The 20153-nt window shown below is 35.4% G+C and carries 15 protein-coding genes and 1 riboswitch; of the genes, 8 read left to right on the forward strand and 7 right to left on the reverse strand.

Annotated elements, in window-relative coordinates; genetic code table 11:
* Nucleotides 1-380: 380 nt before the first annotated feature.
* Nucleotides 381-1733: an MATE family efflux transporter gene (locus CLLU_RS06665; protein WP_106008827.1), complete on the reverse strand. Its 1353-nt coding sequence runs from the start codon at nt 1731-1733 to the stop codon at nt 381-383.
* 179 nt (nt 1734-1912) lie between these two features.
* Between CLLU_RS06665 and CLLU_RS06670 the strand changes: the two genes are divergently transcribed.
* The 6 genes from CLLU_RS06670 (at nt 1913) to CLLU_RS06695 (ending at nt 9269) form a co-directional block, all read left to right on the forward strand.
* Entirely contained in the window at nt 1913-2359 is a 447-nt protein-coding gene (locus CLLU_RS06670; RefSeq protein ID WP_106008829.1) for a hypothetical protein, read from the forward strand.
* Between the two features lie 123 nt (nt 2360-2482).
* On the forward strand, nt 2483-5833 hold the full coding sequence (locus CLLU_RS06675) for a cell wall-binding repeat-containing protein (protein ID WP_106008831.1): 3351 nt from the start codon (nt 2483-2485) through the stop codon (nt 5831-5833).
* Between the two features lie 232 nt (nt 5834-6065).
* Nucleotides 6066-6524 (forward strand): hypothetical protein, encoded by a 459-nt coding sequence (locus CLLU_RS06680; protein WP_106008832.1) that lies wholly within the window; start codon nt 6066-6068, stop codon nt 6522-6524.
* Complete coding sequence (locus tag CLLU_RS06685; RefSeq protein ID WP_106008834.1) at nt 6511-7167, forward strand: accessory gene regulator ArgB-like protein; 657 nt, start codon at nt 6511-6513, stop codon at nt 7165-7167. Before CLLU_RS06680 ends, CLLU_RS06685 begins: the two co-directional genes overlap by 14 nt.
* A gap of 5 nt (nt 7168-7172) precedes the next feature.
* Entirely contained in the window at nt 7173-7307 is a 135-nt protein-coding gene (locus CLLU_RS06690) for a cyclic lactone autoinducer peptide (protein ID WP_106008836.1), read from the forward strand.
* Between the two features lie 108 nt (nt 7308-7415).
* Nucleotides 7416-9269: a PAS domain-containing sensor histidine kinase gene (locus tag CLLU_RS06695; RefSeq protein ID WP_106008838.1), complete on the forward strand. Its 1854-nt coding sequence runs from the start codon at nt 7416-7418 to the stop codon at nt 9267-9269.
* A 51-nt stretch (nt 9270-9320) separates the two neighbouring features.
* On the opposite strand, the gene CLLU_RS06700 is transcribed toward CLLU_RS06695, so the two are convergent.
* The 3 genes from CLLU_RS06700 to CLLU_RS06710 form a co-directional block, all read right to left on the reverse strand.
* Nucleotides 9321-10679 carry a B12-binding domain-containing radical SAM protein gene (locus CLLU_RS06700; protein ID WP_106008840.1) on the reverse strand — a complete coding sequence of 453 codons (1359 nt, stop codon included), beginning with the start codon at nt 10677-10679 and terminating at the stop codon, nt 9321-9323.
* A 175-nt stretch (nt 10680-10854) separates the two neighbouring features.
* Nucleotides 10855-11409 (reverse strand): serine/threonine-protein kinase, encoded by a 555-nt coding sequence (locus CLLU_RS06705; RefSeq protein WP_106008841.1) that lies wholly within the window; start codon nt 11407-11409, stop codon nt 10855-10857.
* Between the two features lie 277 nt (nt 11410-11686).
* Nucleotides 11687-13138, reverse strand: a complete 1452-nt coding sequence (locus CLLU_RS06710) for an IS200/IS605 family element transposase accessory protein TnpB (RefSeq protein WP_106008843.1) — start codon at nt 13136-13138, stop codon at nt 11687-11689.
* 456 nt (nt 13139-13594) lie between these two features.
* On the opposite strand from CLLU_RS06710, the gene CLLU_RS06715 reads away from it, so the two are divergent.
* A complete protein-coding gene (locus tag CLLU_RS06715; RefSeq protein ID WP_106008845.1) occupies nt 13595-15307 on the forward strand; it encodes a methyl-accepting chemotaxis protein in 1713 nt (570 codons plus the stop codon).
* Nucleotides 15308-15407: 100 nt separating this feature from the next.
* Nucleotides 15408-15542, forward strand: a riboswitch (cyclic di-AMP (ydaO/yuaA leader).
* Nucleotides 15543-15550: 8 nt separating this feature from the next.
* Complete coding sequence (locus CLLU_RS06720; protein ID WP_106008847.1) at nt 15551-16315, forward strand: cell wall hydrolase; 765 nt, start codon at nt 15551-15553, stop codon at nt 16313-16315.
* A 67-nt stretch (nt 16316-16382) separates the two neighbouring features.
* Here the strand turns inward: CLLU_RS06720 and CLLU_RS06725 are convergent, their stop codons facing one another.
* The 3 genes from CLLU_RS06725 to CLLU_RS06735 all read right to left on the reverse strand — a co-directional run.
* Complete coding sequence (locus CLLU_RS06725; RefSeq protein ID WP_106008866.1) at nt 16383-17717, reverse strand: amidohydrolase family protein; 1335 nt, start codon at nt 17715-17717, stop codon at nt 16383-16385.
* Between the two features lie 61 nt (nt 17718-17778).
* Nucleotides 17779-18954, reverse strand: coding sequence for a pyridoxal phosphate-dependent aminotransferase (locus CLLU_RS06730; protein ID WP_106008849.1), 1176 nt, complete (start codon nt 18952-18954; stop codon nt 17779-17781).
* 169 nt (nt 18955-19123) lie between these two features.
* A partial coding sequence (locus tag CLLU_RS06735; RefSeq protein WP_146127595.1) for an RNA-guided endonuclease TnpB family protein occupies nt 19124-20153 on the reverse strand: 1030 nt, incomplete at its 5' end.

Here is a 20153-nt window from a genome sequence, read left to right on the forward strand (position 1 = left end):
ATTATATTTTTATTACGCAAATTACTCTACATGTAAATTATATTGATAATCATTGTTTATATGAACTGTTTTAAAAAATAAATCTTATAATTTAAATCATAAATTGTTGAAGGCAGAGAATTGACCCATGAAAAGGTTTTGAAGTTATAATTAGCACAATTTACCTCTTAATGTATGATTCAAGGTAATTATATCACCTCTTCTTACAAAAATAAACCTTATAATAAGGATATCTTTGTAATTTTTATTTTTTATGTATAAAATTTACATTATACGACGGAATAAAATCAGTTCACAGTTTACAATGGACAGTTATGGTAGGTCTTCGTCCGGAGCCGAAAACCTACATTAATAGAAAGCTCTTCACATAAACTTAAAAATCACTTAATGAGTACAAGACTTTTCCATTTTCCTCTTTTAAACCTGATGTAATACAATATACCTCTTACAAGCCAGTCTATATACATTCCAAGCCATACTCCTATAAGTCCCATCTTTAAAGGTATACCAAGTATATATCCCATGGTTATTCTGAATATCCACATGCCTATGATGGAGGTAACCAGAGTATATTTGGCATCTCCTGCACCCTTTAAACCAGCAGGCAGTACAAAGGAAATAGACCAGAGTGGAATAAAAAGTGCATTCAGCTTCAATAATTCCACACACAGCTGTATTATAGCAGAATCTTTGGTATAGAGAGAAGTTAAAAAACCTGCCGCAGGTACAGAAGCAAGTGCCAGCACAAAAATGCAAATTGTGGACATTTTATTTAGATAAGACAAGCAGCTTTCTGCTCCATTGCCGTCGCCTCTTCCCATATACTGTCCTACCAATGCAGTAGCTGCAATACTCAAGGCCATTCCAGGTATATTGAGCATAATTGTTATGGAATTTGTAATCGTATTGGCTGCTATGGATGCAGTTCCCATATTCACAATAAATATCTGGGTTATGAGCTTCCCCCCATTGAATAAGAAGGATTCTAAACTGGCTGGAATTCCCACTTGAAATACAGGCTTCAGCAATTCACTTTCAAATTTGAATTCAGTTATTCTGGACAATTTTATAATGGTTGTACCTCTTAAAAGTACAATTGACACCAAAACTGCTCCCAGTACTCTGGCCACAGAGATTCCAACGGCAGCTCCTTCTACTCCCAGACTTGGAATATTAAAATTTTTCACATGCAGACCATATATCAGGCAGTATCCCAAAATTAAATTTATGACATTCATAAACATGGTAATTTTCATGGGTGTCTTGGTATCCCCTGCTCCCCTCAGCGCTCCATTGGCAGCAAGCTCCAGCGCAATAGCAGGATAAGCTATCAGAGTTATCTTAAAGTACACATGGGCATAGTTCACAACTTGTACATCTGCAGAACCATACAAAAAAATTATAATCTGTTTTATGAATATCCACATGACTATGGTAATTCCAATGGATATAAGCACTGCAGAATAGATTGACTGCTTCACCGCCTCATTGGCCTTCCTTATATTTTTCTTTCCTGCATATTGTGCCACTACCACGGTACCGCCCACTGCAAGTGCGGAAAAGAAAGCAATGAATATGTTGTTTATCGAATCCACCATGCCTATGGCAGAAACCGCTTCTTTATTTATATGTCCTGCCATCATGGTATTTACCATTCCCAGTGACATGACAAACAACTGCTCTGTTAAAATAGGTAATGCTAATTTAAATACATCTTTTCTTATGAATGTCACTTTTATTTTTCTCCCACAATTATAATTATATAAATGAAATTATACATCAACAGTATATATTTCTCCAGAGTAAAAAAAAGGATTTTTATCTTTTATGTAGAATTCATTTATGTCGTGTAGGTATGTATAATTTTTACTTAAATATTTAAATAATGTATTTATAGGAGAGGAACTCATATATGTTAAAACTTAACTGGATAGAGATTTTTTTAAGGTGTATTCCTGAAATGATGATTGTAATATGGGGTATATATATAATTGCAGGCAAATCCTTCAACAAATTAAATTACATAATTTTAAGCATTGCCATGGGTCTATACGGTTTCTTAGTAAGAGAACTGCCCATATATTTCGGCGTCCATACAATGATTATAACAATTTCACTCATAAGCATCCTTATAATTGAAGGAATTCCACTGTTTACAGCCATATGCAGCACCTTATCCATGCTTTTACTGCTCATAATAAGTGAATCTTTAAACAAGCTGCTGCTTTACCCCTTCAATATAGGACCGATTTGTCATATGCCTCCCCTCAAGAAATTCATGTTCACCTTTCCCTCCTTGATTCTGATGGTGTTATTCATACTGATTTTAAAACATTTTATAAAAAATAAATCCAGATGACAGCTGTTATTATTTTACATAAACTTTACATGAGCTTTACATATAAAGCAGATTAGCACTGCTACACTTATAATATATCAATTGACAAATTGTCATTGACAATTATCTTAAGGAGGTAGTATTGTGAAACGATTTACAAAGAAAGTAGCAGTGTTTCTGCTATCATTTCTAGTCGTGCTTTCAGGGATGGTAACACCTTCTCCTGTCAGTGCGGAAGCTGCCACAGAGCAAAGTGAAAACCAGACTTTCATTGAAAAAGGCGCCAGCTGGAAATACCTGGATGATGGTTCTGATCAAGGTACAGCATGGAAAGAGGAAAATTTTGATGATTCAATCTGGAAATCTGGAGCTGCTCCATTGGGCTTCAAATATGATGTAAAGACTACCGTAAGCTATGGACCCGACAAAGATAACAAGTATATCACAACTTATTTCAGAAGTAATTTTGAAGTTAAAGATACCGCCCTGGTAAAAACTTTAAAAGCTTCAGTGTTTCTAGATGATGCCGCAGTTTTCTATATCAACGGAAAAGAAATACATCGTGAAAATATGCCTGAAGGAAATGTAGATTACAAAACCCTTTCAAAAGATAGTCTTGGAACGGTAAAAAACGATGTTGAATTTGATGTAGATCCAACTGTATTAAAGCAAGGTACAAACACTATAGCAGTGGAGGTTCATCAAAGAAGCGCAGACAGCTCAGATCTAGTATTTGACATGAACCTTATATCCAACAAAAAAGATGAGCCGTCTCCCTCACAGCCGGAACCTACGAATGATGCCATAAAGGATATAACCTTTGCTCCGGGCAAGGATGCATCCCAGGTAAATTTCACATGGTATTCCAAAAGTGATTCTGAACCACAGGTGCAGATTGCACCGAAATCCGATGTCAAAGGCAGTGATTTTCCTGCTGAAAAGTCCCAGACTTTCAAGGGTGAAAAATCCAGCGGCAACAACGGCTATTATTCTGACAAGGCCACAGTAACAGGTCTTAAACAGGCTACAGAATATGTTTACCGTGTGGGAGATGGAACCAATTGGAGTTCTATGAACACCTACACCACACAGGACATCTCCAAAGGATTCAATTTTCTGTTTGCAGGCGACCCACAGATTGGCGCCGGCGGTGACATAGACAAGGATACGACCGGATGGGTGGATACAGTCAACAAGGCAGCAGAGAAATTTTCAGACAGCAGTTTCCTGCTTTCCATAGGAGATCAGGTCAACAACGGAAAGGAAATCACAGGACAGAGCAATGAACTGGAATATGACGGCTTCTTCAAGCCGGAGCAGCTGAAAAATATCCCCGTTGCAGCAATTGCAGGAAACCATGAGGGATATGGAACAGGACACAGTACACATTTCAATTACCCCAACATGTCCGATAAATATGGTATTTTTACAGACAACGGTCATGAACAGGATCATAGTAACGGGACAACCGGCAATGACTACTATTTTGTATACGGGAATACTCTCTTCATGATGCTGAACAGCAACGATATAAACGCTGAAGACCACAAAGCATTCATGGAAGAAGCTATAGATGCAAATCCAAACGTAAAGTGGAAAGTAGTCAGCATGCACCATTCAATCTACAGCTCTGCAAATCACGAAACAGATGCAGATATAGCCGAGAGAAGAAATACTCACCCTGAAGTATTTGAAAAGCTGGGAATAGATGTGGTCTTGGATGGACATGATCACTGCTACACCAGAACCTACCAGATGCTGGGCGGCAAGGCAGTAAGTGCTGCAGGAGACACCAAGATTACAAATCCAAAGGGAGTTTTATACGTAACTGCAAATTCCGCCAGCGGAAGTAAATACTATGAACTACAGGAGCCTGACCAAAACAACTACTATGAAGCTAAAAAAGAGCAACTGAAGGTGCCTACTTTTTCAGATGTGAGCATAACAGATGACAGTTTCACAATCAACACCTACAGAACGGATACCATGGAAGCCACAGACAGCTATACCATAAGTAAACCATCTTCTTCAGGCGGATCAAGCGGTGGTTCAGGCGGAAGCTCTTCAGGATCATCCGTAAATGTGAAAAACTCAAATGCCGATTCTGTAGTAAATTCCATAAAAAAAGCCAAAAACAATGCTTCAATAAATATAGACGTAAATGACAACAAGAAAATATCAAAAGATATATTTGAAGCTGCAAAGGGTACAGATAAAAAATTGGTATTTAAAGCAGATAATATAGAATGGACCTTTAATGGAAATGATATATCAACTTCTAAAGATGTTGATATGACAGCAGATATTGCAGCAATTAAAGATTCTGCATCACCTAACAAACAGTCAATAGAAAACAAGGTACAGGATACAGATGTTTATGTAGCTTCTTTCTTCAACAATGGTGAACTTCCAGGAAAATCAACAGTGAAAATCAAGCTTGACGGCAATTGGCTCAAGGACAAAGATAAGAACACTTTGAATGTATATTATTATAATGAAAGCAGCAAAGCATTGAACAGCATAGAAAGCGGATTGAAGGCTGATTCCGACAACTGCATAGAATTTGATATAAGCCACACAAGTGATTATATAATATCGGATAAAAAATTGATTTCACAGGAACAGGTAAGGTTGGGAGGCTCCGACAGATATGAGACCTCTGCAAAGATATCCCAGAATAAATGGACCAATGCAGATGCTGCGGTGCTGGTTTCAGGTGAAGCTTTTGCAGATGCTCTAAGCTCCGTTCCTTTTGCAAAACAATTGAATGCACCTGTACTATTGACTTCCAGCAATTCACTGAATAAAAACACAGCATCAGAGCTTTCAAGATTAAAGGTGAAAAAAGTTTATATAATCGGCGGCACCGGTGTAATATCGGACCTGGTGGAAAATTCTATAAAGGACATGAACATAAGTACCGAAAGAATAGCTGGAGCTGACAGATATTCCACTTCTCTGGCCGTGGCTAAAAAACTTGGAACTCCTGCTCAGATATTCCTGTGTTCGGGCGCCAACTTCCCTGATGGACTTTCAGTATCCTCCTATGCAGCACTTTCATCGAGTCCAGTAATTTTAACAAACGGAAATGAAATGGAAAGCAATACTGCAAAATTCATAGGTGACAGCAATGCCAGGGTGTATGTAATAGGTGGAAATGGCGTTGTAAAGGACAGCCTGCTCCAAGGCATCTCCAATGCTGAGAGAATATCCGGCACAGACAGGTATTCCACAAATCTTGCCGTGCTGGCCAAATTCAGCGATAAGTTTGATCTTTCCAATGTCTATCTGGCATCGGGCAAAGATTTCGCAGACGCACTCTGCGGCTCGGCAGCAGCTGGACAAGAAAAAGCACCTATCATACTTCTGGACAGTATTTTATCGGATAATGTAAAAAATTATATTAAAGATAAAAAGTTAAATGTCAATGAGGTTAACATTTTAGGCGGCGAGGGTGTAATTTCTCAGAGCATAGTGGATCAGCTACTGCAGTAGAGGCAATATTACAAAATTAAATGTTGAGAAAGCTGATGTACAACTTGATTGCACATCAGCTTTTTCGATAATATATATTACAAAATTTCAAAAAAATATTATAAGAATTTGCCTTTGAAAGAAGGATTTTCGTTTCCAATGTAGAATATTATAATCAATAAGTGAAATATATTGATAAAATGTATATATTTGTCGAATTAGCTGTACATAAATAGCACAAGGAGATTTAACCATGCTTGGGATCAATTGGATAGAACTTTTTTTGAGAGGTATCCCCGAAATGTTTTTAGTAATTTGGGGAATACATATTATAGCTAGAAAAAATATCAATTTAAAAAGTTATATAATTTCAGTCGCAGTAATGAGCTTATTATCTTCTTTAGTAAAAATGCTTCCTATTTATTTTGGTGTTCATACTATGCTTATAATTATTTTAACTATATGCATTATGGCAAGTATTGGGATATCAATAATTACTTCTATATATGCGACATTGTTTATATTTTTAATTCTTTCCGTAAGTGAATTTTTAAACATGGCATTATTGGATCTACTTAAAATAAATATTAATTTCACAGATTCTATTAAAAAATCCTTACTGGGAATACCCTCACTGCTAATTTCGTTTTTACTAATACTGCTGTTACAACATTTACTGAAAAAGAGAGGATCTAAAAATGTATCTAACTGAAAAGCTGGCATCATCCCTGGGAAAAAGAGCCTCTTCCATTTTAAATGTAAACAGTGAAAAAGAACAAATCATTGTATATGGTGCAATAAATTTACTGCAGACCATATTTTCCATATTGTGGATTGTAATCGCAGGTGCAGTTTTGGGAGTGCTGTATGAAGCTCTTGTATTTTCCACATCAGGGAGCATACTCAGAAAATATTCCGGCGGTGTACATGCTTCTTCACCCAGCCGCTGTATTATATTCGGCACTATTGTCTCTACTGTAATAGGACTTTTGGTAGATAAATTTCTATACGGACTTTCACTTTTGTCTGTCATAACTTTAAGTGTATTTTGCATGGTAATATCTTTTATAACAGTGTTTATAAAAGCTCCAGTGGACAGTCCTCAGAAGCCCATTACAAAAACTGCCATGAAGAAAATGTTCAAGAGGAATTCCATTATCACGCTAGTGGTATTTTCCATAATTATAGTGATATTGTATTTATTTTACAATACAAGCAGTAAATTATACTACTTAGAGGTAGCAGAGTGTATTGTTCTAGGCTGCCTATGGCAGTCCATGACCCTGACAAAGATGGGGACTGCAGCTTTTAAGAAAGCTGACTCAATTTTAAAAAATATAATGGAAAGGGGATAATTCAATTGAAAGGTAAAATAGCAAAGGCATTCATAACTTTATCTGCGCTCGTATGCACTTTGATGGCATTTGCAGTTTCAGCTTCTGCATGCACTTGGTGGTCATATCAGCCGGAAGAACCTGAATGTCTGAGAAAGTAGACAAAACTCAAATGGTCTTACAGTAAAAATTACTGATTTATTTCATAAAATTAGTAATTTTTACTTTTTAATTTGAACTTTCATATGTACTCTGGGAGGAATTCATATATGAAACGTATTACAAACAACATATCTATTATGTTGTCCATTATAAAAATAGCCATAATAGTGTTTATGGTAATTATAATATGTATTGATCTACCCGAATATCATTTGGGTTTAAAATTTACCTTCAATAGTAATTTTAATTTATACAGTACCATATTCATATTATGCATCATGTTGTCAATTTATATAGCTTCATTAATAACAAATAGCAATCTAGAGCAATCCACAAATGTATTTAAAAGATCCTGGCTGCTTGAGACTTTATTTTTCACCATGGTTATATCCATACCCATATTTATGTCCACTTCCTATGAAAGTGAATACAAGTACCTGTTCCTGCTGCTGATACTGTCTTCAGTAATACAATATGGCTCCAGATATGGGATAATAACCTCATTTTTTTGCTCATTTTTTGTGCTGACAGCAGACTTATTATATGCTCCCACTGCCAACGGCATAAACATATATTTTCAAAGAGATCTGGTACTGGCAGGAGTATTCATATTCATATCCTGGGTGCTGGGATATTACGTGGACATTGAAGCTGAAAAAAACAGGGACAAAGACAGCCGCCTCAATCTGCTCAGCCATAAATTAAAGGAACAGAATATAAAGAGAGAAGATATGGAATCCTCCCTGTTAAAAAATGAAGTGTGTTTTAACATGCTCTTTGAAAATTCCGTAAACTCCATTATAGTCCACGAGGGGGACATGATAATATATGCCAACGAGAGTGCTGCAAAACTTCTGGGATATTCAAACCCCCTGGAAATGAACAACCAATTACTGTATAAGCACTATTCTAAGAAAGATATAATGAGTTTGAAGAAAAAATATTTTGCTATTACGGATAAAAAGCTTTCCAAGGTAACCAGCGAGGAGAATATACTGGATCGCCAGGGGAATTCCATATCCGTGAGAAATACTTCCTCATTTTTTGTCTATGACGGCAGACCCGCAGTAATGACCCTGCTTTTTGACCTGACGCCCGAAAAGCAGATGGAGACCCTGAAAAATACTGCGGAAAAGAATCTTAAACTGCTAAATGAAACCCGGGAATTCAATTCCCTTATAACAGATTTCTTCGTAAATATGTCCCATGAACTGAAGACACCTATCAATGTGATATACGTGGCCGTTCAGACCATGGCCATATATTTGAACAAAAGCAATGATGAAAATACGCAGAAATGCAGATCCTACTTGAAGACCATGCACCAGAACTGTCTCAGATTGATAAGGCTCATAAACAACCTTCTGGACATAACCAGACTGGATTCGGGAGCTCTCAAAATAAACAGGCAAAATGACAACATAGTCAGTGTGGTGGAAGATATCACACAATCCGTATCCTCCTATATAAAAAGCAAGGACATAGAGCTCATATTCGACACCAATACAGAAGAAAAGATCATGGCTTTTGATCACAACAAATTGGAGCGCATAATGTTGAATCTTCTTTCCAATGCCTTTAAATATACTGATTCCAAAGGACACATATTCGTTAACGTGGAAGATAAAGGGGAAAGTGTACTGATTACAGTAGAGGACGATGGTAAAGGTATTCCGGAAGATAAGCTTGGACTTATATTCCAGCGTTTCGGCCAGGCAAACCGCTCTCTTTCACGGGACTGCGAGGGAAGCGGCATAGGTCTGTATCTGGTGAAATCCCTGGTGGAGCTGCATAATGGGAAGATAAGCGTTACAAGCACCCAGGGAAAAGGAAGCAAATTTTTTATAGAACTGCCGGCAGAGCTAGTAGATGAAAAATACGATCAGAAGAATGAGTCCTTTAAAACCAATGTAGAAAGTATAAATATAGAGTTTTCCGATATATACTCTCTTGAAAGATAGAAAAGAGTTTACAGTGATTTAACTCACCATAAACTCTTTTTACAGGAAAATTTACGTGGATAATTCTTTTAGTTTGTTGTATATATTGCCATCTTCCGTATTGGATTTTTTCTTAAAAAATAGCTCCCCGAATTTCACTGCAATCCACAGTCCAATCCTCCTAACCCAGGCTGAAATTCCAAAAATCTTAAGTATATTGAAGGACGATTTGAAAGTATAGAATAACTTGGCTACTTTGAAAAATTCACTCTGGAGCTCATAGGGTGACATATACTTGGGTTTAAAATTTACAACCATCATATCATAATACTGCCAGTCATTGTCCAACATACGATTTTCACTTTTATACTGCTCATAAACAGGTGTCTTGGGAAAAGGTGTCAAAATGGCAGGTTGAAATTGATAGGCATTTATTTTTTCACAAAACTCTTCTCCTCTTTCCATATCTTCTTTGCTGTCATCATCCAATCCCAATACCAAACTTGCTATCAATCTTATTTTATATTTTGCAAGAATTTCCCCACATTCTCTGATATCAGAAATTTTTTGCTTCTTATTTATGCTGTCCAGTGATTTTTGATTCAAGGATTCAATTCCTATGAGCACTCTGCTCAAGTGGGCATCATGGAGCAGCTGAAGCAGTTCTTTATCTTTTGCCATATCCGTACGTCCAAAGAAGAAGGTCTCTCTGAATACCAATTTATTTGCAATCATCTTTCTGAGTATTTCCTTAGCTCTGTTTTTGTCTGCAGTAAAATTGTCATCTTCAAAATTTACATACTTAAATCCCTGGCTTTTATACATTTTCAATTCCTCTATGACATTATCCGGGGATCTCTTTCTATAAGGGTGAAACATCCTGGAGGTAGTACAAAATGAGCAGCTAAAAGGGCATCCTCTGGAGGTCATGACATTTGCAGCACTGCAGGGAGTTTTTAAAAGACTGTAATCCGGAAAAGGTATTTTGTCCAGATCCTCCACACATTTTGAATAGACTATATCATTTTTGATTTTTCCATTGACTACATCTACTATTACCCCTTCAGCTTCTCCTACAATCACCTGATCTGCATGCTGCAGTGCCTCTTCAGGCATACTGGAAGCATGTATACCGCCTAAAATAACCTTTTTATGTTTCTTGTTCCTGAAATAATCTGCAATATGATATGCTCTTGTAGAAGAAGAAGTCATGGTATAGATCATTATTAAATCTGCATCTCCAAATTTATTAAAATCCAGATCCACATACATTTCTTCATATACTTCTACATCATGTCCTGCATTTTTCAATATTCTGCCCAGTATTAGAGGTCCCACAATAGAATTAGAATGTCCATAAATCTTATTGCCAAGCCTATACAGGGCATTCCTCCTTATATCTGCTGCCGGCACAACAAAAATCACTTTCATATTTACACCTTCATTTTACAATTTTAAAAAATACAAGAATATTATTCTTTATCATATATAAATATATTAATGTTTTTCTTTAAATATTTCAATATTAGAAAGAATTGCAATTTAATCAATATCAGATGCAATTCTTCCTAAATACAATATAAAAGTTAAATTTATTTTGACCTGATTATTTTCTCGCTTCAATATACTTAATCCAGCTTGTATCAGGCCTCTCCTCATTGAGTATCCCCATAAATTTTTCTAAAAGCCCCATTCTTCTGAGTCTTCTCAAAAAAGATTTGGGATATGGTATATTTTCTTCATAGCTTTTTCTTGGATCTATTACCTTAAGCGAACCATCTTCCTGAACAAACAGATGTGGAAATCTAATCTCCAATTTCTTAAATCCTGTTTTTTTCATATAGTCAAGCAAATCTGCTACCCTCACGACAAATTCTCTGCTGATTCCATATTTTTTCAGATAATTTTCCACATTCATTCCACCTACATATTCTCTTATAATATAGTATCTTCCCATTTCATAGGCTTCTGGAAAATATTTGCTTCCCTCTACTGATTTCAATATATAAAATTCACTTCTACAGCTATCTGAACTGTTAAATATCTTTAAAACTCTTCCATCTGGCATAAGATATACTTGTCCACTATGACCTTCCCCTAAATATTTACAATACTTCAAATCCACTGGAGATCTTCTAGAATGAATACAATGATTTTTCAAAATAACACCTGATTTCTAAAATCATAATAAATCATACCTTGTAAAATTTAATATGACTTTTCATTTTATCGACTAATAAAACGGCAGCGTCACAGGATTCAGCTACTTAGGTTAATACTTTCGTATTAAAATTCTGCATCAGCCTTTATAATTCAATTACTATCCTTATAAAGTCCAACAAAATTGCGGGTGTTACCCAGCCCTTAAAATATCTATACTACATAAGCCTTTCCTACCAGGTGTCCTTATGCAGCTATTTTCTATTTTAAAGTTAAATTTAAGCTGTTAATCTTAATAATTTTTTCCTATTAGCTATCCAAAAATCAGGTCTTTTCACCTTACCTTCCTTTTTTATATTTTTATCTATAATTGACCACTTCTTCCATTCATTATAATAATTAAATTTATCTTTATATTTATTTTCTACATATTTATCTACTAGAATTTGCGGTACTCTTTCTTTAAATTTATAACTTCTTCTAGCAATTACCATTGCTGCTCCATTATGAACTACCATTCTATATTGGTGACAGTACTTATATAATCCTATTTTACTTGTATACGCAGGATGTACTTTAACTAATTCTATACTTTCTCTGTAACAGGCACTCTCCAGCATTGTTAATAATTTAGAGTAAATAAAATTATTTTTTATCCTCGCAAATTTACTATTTACATCTTCGTCATTCTTAAATTTTAAATTTTCTATTGCAATACCACAGTCGCAGGTTTTTGCAAGCAATATAACTCTTTTTACTAATTCCCCGCATAAATTTTTTCTACGGTTTCTTTTAGCATATAATAATTCATGCTGTTTTAAATAACTATGCCATTTATAGTTCCCTTTATTGTCTATCATAGCTAAAGCAAAACCATTCGAGTTTGTATCTATCCCTATAACACCGTTATGTCCAGTATATATTACATCTGTTTTAGGTAATTCAAATGTTATATGGCAATAATATTTATTATTCTTTTTAATCATCTCAACTTGATATGCTTCCCCTGTATCTAAATGATTCAAAAATAATTGTCTATAATTAATACCATTTATTTTACCTGTCTTTTTGCTTAACTTTTGTGGAAGATATACTGGTACCTGTATTTTAATTGCTCTATTAGTAGAAGTTTTTTCTAGTGTAGATATTTCTAAAAAGCTCATGCCATTATTTATAATAACTCTAAGGTTAGGATTTCCTTTTTTGGATTTATCTCCGCGGCTATATATTCTGTTATTTCTACAGTCTTTCCATTCTTCATTTGAAATCAAACCTTTACACCGTTTTAAAAACATATTTTTAGTACCAAATATTACAGATGGAATAGCATTAGCAGCAATAAATTCATTCCAATAATCTAATTTCCTTTGCCTTTTAGCTAATTTACTCAGTAGACCATTTTTCTTTTTATCTGATAATTTCTTGTCCTTATCATTTAATATTTTTTCAATTGCCTTAACTTTTTTATCATAATCATCATGATTCATTTTAACAAGTTCTTTTTGAGATTGAATAGTTTGTCTAGCAGCTTCTACAGCATCTTTAGCCTGACGAATATTAAGATTATACTTTTGGGCTGCAATTTTTTCTAGGTCGGATTTATCCTTATTTTCTAATAATCTTTTAAAAGAATATCTTACAGCAGTACAAAATATAAGCATCATATTATCAATTATTTGTTTTTGCTCTTGGGTTTCATTTATTAGAACTGCTTTCATTGTTATCTTCACTATTCTCACCTCTTTCCTTCTCTAATTCCTTAATATATTTTTGAATACCTTTTTAACTTTTCTTCCACCTCTCAAGCTATATAATCTAGCTGAGAAACAAATAACAGTACTAATCATTTTACCCATTATTTTCACCTCAAGATTAGTATGTCACTATTATCATATAATATTAACACTTTTTGTTATTAAACATTATGATTTGCTATTATTTTTATGAATTGCTGCTACCTCCTTTGTTTTTATGTAACATAAAAACAAAGGTTTCAACAGCAATTTACTATATTGTTTAATACATAGTATTACAGGCACAAGATTTAGTTACTAGTTAAAAGATTCTTTTACAACAAAATTGTTCAATGTTATACATTCTTATTGAAAATTTTACATAGATAGACTTTTTTATCCTTATCAAATATGCTAGAATTAGTTGATTTTTAATTAAGGGAGGAATCAAATATGATATATTTCAAAGATCTAAAGCTGGGAACAAAACTTTTAACTGCATTTCTCACGATATCTTTATTCATTATAATAGTAGGCGGTGTGGGTATATTTAATTTAGGCATAATAAACAAAGAATCCGGTGAATTATACAATATCAATTTAAAAAACATAGAAAATCTAAACACATTCGATACAAATTCCATGAAACTGCGTCTTGAAATAATAAATCTAGTAGAGAGCAGGGACAAGAATAATACTAAACAAACAGTTGCAACCATGAAAAAATTACAAAACCAAAATACTACTATAATAAATTCATACAAAAATTCAAATCTGACTGAAGAAGAAAAAAATACATTAAACAAACTAAACGGGCAAAGGAAAGATTGGCTCGACATATGCAACAACATCATAAATCTCATGTCTTCGGGAAAATATGACGATGCCATGATTTTAAACAAACAAGCTGCTTCTTATAGAAACAGGCTTACGGGAAGCATTGAACAACTGATTGAAGTTATAAATAACAAAGCTAAAAATCAATATAATATCATCAATAACGCTTTTCAAATGGCTATCATCTCAACTGTTGCCTTAACTCTTCTTGGAATAATTACAGCAATATGCTTAGGCAAAAAGATTACATCTGGAATCATAAAAAGAATCAACAAGATATTATCTTTCACAGATTTAATGAGTAAGGGAGATTTAAGCCAATCCTTAAAAGCCAGTGTCAAAGATGAAATTGGAGATATTGCCACCAATCTAAACCGCGCAAAAAGCAGTATAAGAGATTTAATCAGTGATATACAAAACAGTATTGAAGAAATGAGTGCTTCTACCGAAGAATTATCTGCATCTACAGAAGAGATATCCTCTATGATGAATTCTGTAAATGAGTCTACAGGCAATATTGCGGAGGGTTCACAAAATTTAAGCAGTGTCACCCAGCAAATAAGCACATCTTCAGATAAAGTGATGGAAAGTGTAAACAGTCTCCTGACAGATGCTGAAAAAACAGCTGAAACTTCTTCAGAGATAAAAAAGCGTGCTGAAAATATAAAAGAGAAAGCTTCTAAAAGCACTAAGGAAGCGGATTCCATTTACGAAGAGAAAAAAACTAAAATAATAGAAGCCCTAAAAGCGTCAAGTGCAGTTTCACAGGTAAAAGTCATGTCTGATACAATTGGAGATATAGCAGAACAAACCAATTTACTGGCATTAAATGCTGCCATAGAATCCGCCAGAGCAGGAGAAGCCGGAAAAGGATTTTCTGTAGTTGCAGAGGAAATAAGAAAGCTCGCAGAGCAGTCTTCCAATACTGTAGAATCCATAAACAAAACAGTGCTTTCCGTAGAAAATGCTTTTAAAAATTTATCCTCCAGCAGCAGTGATATTCTGGAGTATATATCAGACAGTGTTCAGCCAAATTATAAACTTCTCATGGATACGGGAGTTCATTACGAAAATGATGCTGATTTCATAAATACCATGTCAAAACACATTGACGTTTCTTCAAAACAAATGAGAGACATGCTAACCCAAGTAAATTCTGCTATCGAAAATACTGTTTCTACAGCAGAAGAATCTGCTGCCGGATCACAGGAAATACTGAGCAGTGTTGAAGAAGTGTCCAAAGCTTCCGCAGATATAGCCAGCTCATCCCAGAGTCTGGCATCACTTTCACAAGATCTGGCAAAAAACATAGGCAAATTTAAGCTCTAGAATCAAAAGCTAATGTATTGATTTTGAAAGTACTGTTTTAATCTGCCATAAATTCCACTGATTCTATATGGATATTTACTGGAAATGCTGTTAAAATGGCAACTAAGACAAGCCTAAATTTCAGAGATGAAATACGGGGGATAATATTCAGGGGTGAATCTTTTTGTTAAAAAAGTAGGGGAAATCCCATTCCCGAACCCGTCAACTAACCTCGCAGGCAAAATTAAGGGGGATTAACACAATATGAATTTCAAAAAAATCAGTACTCTGCTTTTTGCAGCAGCTCTTTGCAGCATATCTTTTACCCAGGTACACGCAGCAAGCTATAAAGTAAAATCCGGTGATTCTCTATTTAAAATAGGTGTATTGTTTAAAAGCAGTGCAGATACAATCATCCAGGATAACAATTTAAGTGGAATTGAGATATATCCAAATCAAATTCTAAGTGTAAATTCAAAAACCTATATTGTACAAGCTAACGATACATTATATTTAATATCAAAAAAGTTCAATATCTCTTTAGAAGCATTAACCGCAGCCAATTCCAATGTGGACAAGTATATCTATCCAGGCCAGGTGATCAATATACCTGCAGGCCATATTTTTAAAGGTTCCACTGCAGTTTCTCCTGCTTTAGTTCCCTACAGTGAAAGCGACCTTGATTTACTTGCAAGACTGGTAAATTCTGAGGCCCAGGGAGAATCCTACAAGGCTAAAGTTGGTGTGGCTGCTGTAGTTTTAAACAGAGTCCGCGACCCAAAATACCCGTCTGCCATAAAAGATGTAATCTATGAAAAATCGGGTGGATATTATCAGTTCACTCCGGTAGAAAATGGATGGATAGATAAACCTGCTTCAGAAGAATCGAAAAAAGCCGCCTACGATGCACTTCACGGCTATGATCCCACAAAAGGCGCACTTTATTATTTTGACGACAGCACCACGAATACATGGCTGTGGTCAAAGCCTATTGCCCTAAGAGATGGTAAAATGGTGTTCACTTACTGATAAAAGGGGACTGACCCTCTTACATTTTTTGTAAGAGGGTCAGTCCCCAGCTTGTTTACCAATTTATTTAAATGTCTTTTACAAATTTCTCTACATCAGGTATTATATAATCTCTCGTATTATCTATAATATTTCCCTGTTTAACTACTATTGATGGTTTTTCAAAATAATTCAGGTTCTCAAGAGGATTACCTTCAAGAACAATAAAGTCTGCAAATTTTCCAGCCTCCAGTGTTCCCACCTCTCTGTCAATCCCCAGAATTTCAGCATTGGATTTAGTGGCAAAACCTATGGCCTGTGCATTTGAAATCTCACCATATTTTACCTGAAGATACAATTCCCTCCATGTACCATAGTGGGTAACAAAAGGCATGCCCGCATCCGTACCAAGTCCAACCTTGATTCCCTCTTTAACTGCAGTTTTAAACCCTTCAGTCATTTCGTCCCTTATAATCCTGCCGTTGGTAAGCTGCACATCATCAAGTTTAGTGTACTCCGTACTGATTTCCGATACATAAACCGCAACAGCAAAAGTTGGTACAAGAGCACTGTAGCCTCTCAATGACCTGGGATTGTGCTTAAAGAGACGTACTATCTCATCATCCATGGAAGCTCCATGTTCTATAGTATCCACTCCAGCCCTCAGTGCCTCTTTCAGTCCCCTGGTGCTCTGACAGTGGCTTGCTACAAGTAGACCTGCCCTATGGGCTTCATCACATATAGCTGCGATTTCATCATAAGTCATCTGTACTCTTCCTGCTTCACCTATTTTCCTGGAATCGGTGACTCCGCCTGTACTGGCTATCTTTATCAAGTCAGTACCATTATAAACACGCAGTCTCACCTGCTTTCTTCCCTCCCAGGGTGAATCGGAAGCTTCAGATACAAGTTTATAACCATGACCTCCTGTTATACACATCATGGGCCCTGCACACAGCATTGTAGGTCCGACCTCACTGCTGTCTTTCATTTCATCTCTTACCTCTATATCATAGTAAAACGGATCTCCCACACTTCTGAAAGTGGTAACTCCGGCCTGAAGTGATGCCATGGCATTTTTCTTCATGGTCTCCTTTACAAGATATTTTCCGAGAGATGACTTCATGTATTCCATATTTTCATCCGGCGTCCTCTTGACATCTCCCGGTGCAAAAGGATTTCCATCCCCAAAAAGATGTACATGGGCATTTATAAGACCTGGAAGTACATATTTACCTTTCAGATCAACTGTTTTACAATGTTCAGGTATGCTGACCTCATCTCTGCTTCCCAGAGCTTTTATTCTGCCTACGCCATCTAAATTCTCTACTAATATGACACCTTCCTCTATTAAATCTCCTTCGAATTTTCCATCAATTATATTGCAATTTGTAAAAGCACAGATACTTTTCTGTCTATCCATAAATATGATCTTCCTTTCCGGAAACTGACTTCCTTCCATTTTTTGTAAAGGGGTCAGTCCCCTATTTCATCAGTTTATCAAAGCTATCCAGAGATCTTTTTATCTTGTCATAGGAAATACAGTAGGAAAGTCTGAAATGACCCGGACATTTAAAAGATGAACCTGGAACTATAAGCAGATTGAACTTTTTTGCTTCTGCGGCAAATGCAACATCATCAGGTATAGGAGATTTGGGAAACAGATAAAACGCTCCCTGGGGCTTCACACAGGAAAATCCTATATCTACAAGATGATTATACAAAATATCCCTGTTTTTTTTGTATATGTTCACATCTACTTTGGAATCCAGACATTTTGCAATAACCCTCTGAAACAGTGAAGGTGCATTTACAAATCCCAAAATTCTATTAGCTACATTCAGTGACTGCACTATATCGTCAAAATCATCTGCATCACTTCCACAGACTACATAACCTATTCTCTCGCCGGGCAGGGAAAGTGATTTGCTGTAAGAATATCCAACAAACGAATTTCTATAGTAATTCAGTATGTAAGGTACTTTTACCCCGTCATATGCTATTTCCCTGTAGGGCTCGTCAGAAATCAAATATATGCTGGTACCGAGCTGCTCCTGTTTTCTATTTAAAACTTCCGCCAGATCTTTGATCAGCTTTTCCGAATACACCACTCCCGTGGGATTATTTGGAGAATTTATTATTACAGCTTTGGTTCTAGGATTTATCTTATCCTCCAGTGCATTTAAATCAGGCTCAAAAGTCTCCGTATCCGAAGGTACAATTACGAGTTTACCGTCAAAATTATTCACATAATTTTCATATTCCCCGAAAAACGGTGAAAAGGTGATCACCTCATCTGCCGGATTCAAAAGAGTCTTCAAAATAATGTTCAGTCCTCCTGCTGCCCCGCAGGTCATAACCAAATTATCTTCAGTGAGTTTCAAATTATGTTTTTTATTTATGTTTTCTGCTATAGCGGATCTTACGTCTCCATAGCCGGAATTACTCATGTATCCATGGACCAGATTGGCAGATTCTTCATTTAATATTTCAAATACGGCTTTTTTTATGGATTCAGGTGGTTCCACATTGGGATTTCCCAAACTAAAGTCAAATACATTTTCGTCACCATAAACTGCAGACAATTTTTTTCCTTCTTCAAACATGGCCCTTATTATAGAACTTTTGGACACATATTCCTTCATTTTATCAGATATCATCTATCCATATACCCCCTTTTTAATTAAAGTTCACTTGATGTCAATAACTCACCGCCTATAGAGGCGGGAGCTTGTAACTCTGTTACACATGGTACTAACGATATTGGGTATCTCCCATCTCAAACACAGGTTACGATACGGTGATTGACTGCACCGCAACATAGCAAGTTTACTCACTATGCTCTTTGGAGGATTGTTCGATATATTCAATGCCTTTTCTCCAAAGATTTATTGCTCCGATTCTATCATCATTTGACTGATAGCTGCAATTTTTACACTTAAAGATATGGTTTTTCTTATCTCTGTTGGCTTTTTCAATATGTCCACATTTAGGACAGGTTTGACTGGTATATTTGGGGTTGACCGCAATAACCATTGAGTTATTCATTTTAGCCTTATATTCCAACAGCTGCCTAAAGTGATAGAAAGCCCAGGATACAGAAACATATCTATTATTGATAGTTACTTTTTCAGTAGCAGTTCTAACGCTAGTTAAATCTTCAAGTACAAACAAGGTATTTGTTCCATACTTGTCAACGAGTGCCTTTGTTATCTGGTGGTTTATGTCAGATACATAACGGTTTTCTCTTGAACCTATGGATTTAATTCTACGCTTTGCTGATTTGCTGCCACATTCTTGAAGCTGTTTTCTTAGAATTTTATAATGCCCTCTTTTAGCTTTTATATGCCTACCTTGGTAGAATACAGTTTTACCAAAGCTATCATAAGTAGTAGCTAAAAAATTCACACCAAGATCAATACCTACAATTTTGTTAATTTCAAAAGGTGTAGTCTGATGGTAATCTTTAATCATCGGAATATGCAGAAAGTATTTATTGAATTTATATATTAATTTAGCAGTACCAAAACTATAAGAGCCATCAAAATATTTTTCCATACCTTTAGACTGATAGGAAATTTTAAGTCTACCTTGTAGACTATTAATAGAAAATATATTTTTATTTAAAGAATAATCTCTATTCCAAACGAGGTCATATTCTAAGTTCTTAAACTGCACCAGGGTAAAATCATGTCCATTGGATTTATTGGTTTTATATTTGGCAATAGCAGTTTTCATACAACTTTGAGCCATTTGAGATTTTAAATAATAAGTTTCTCTTAAATAATAATAAGTATCTTCATTAATCTGTTTCTGGTTAAGACAATTACTATCAAAGATATATTTAGATATATAATTT

Origin of the sequence: Clostridium luticellarii (assembly GCF_002995845.1) — a bacterium.
Taxonomy (GTDB): Bacteria; Bacillota; Clostridia; order Clostridiales; family Clostridiaceae; genus Clostridium_B; species Clostridium_B luticellarii.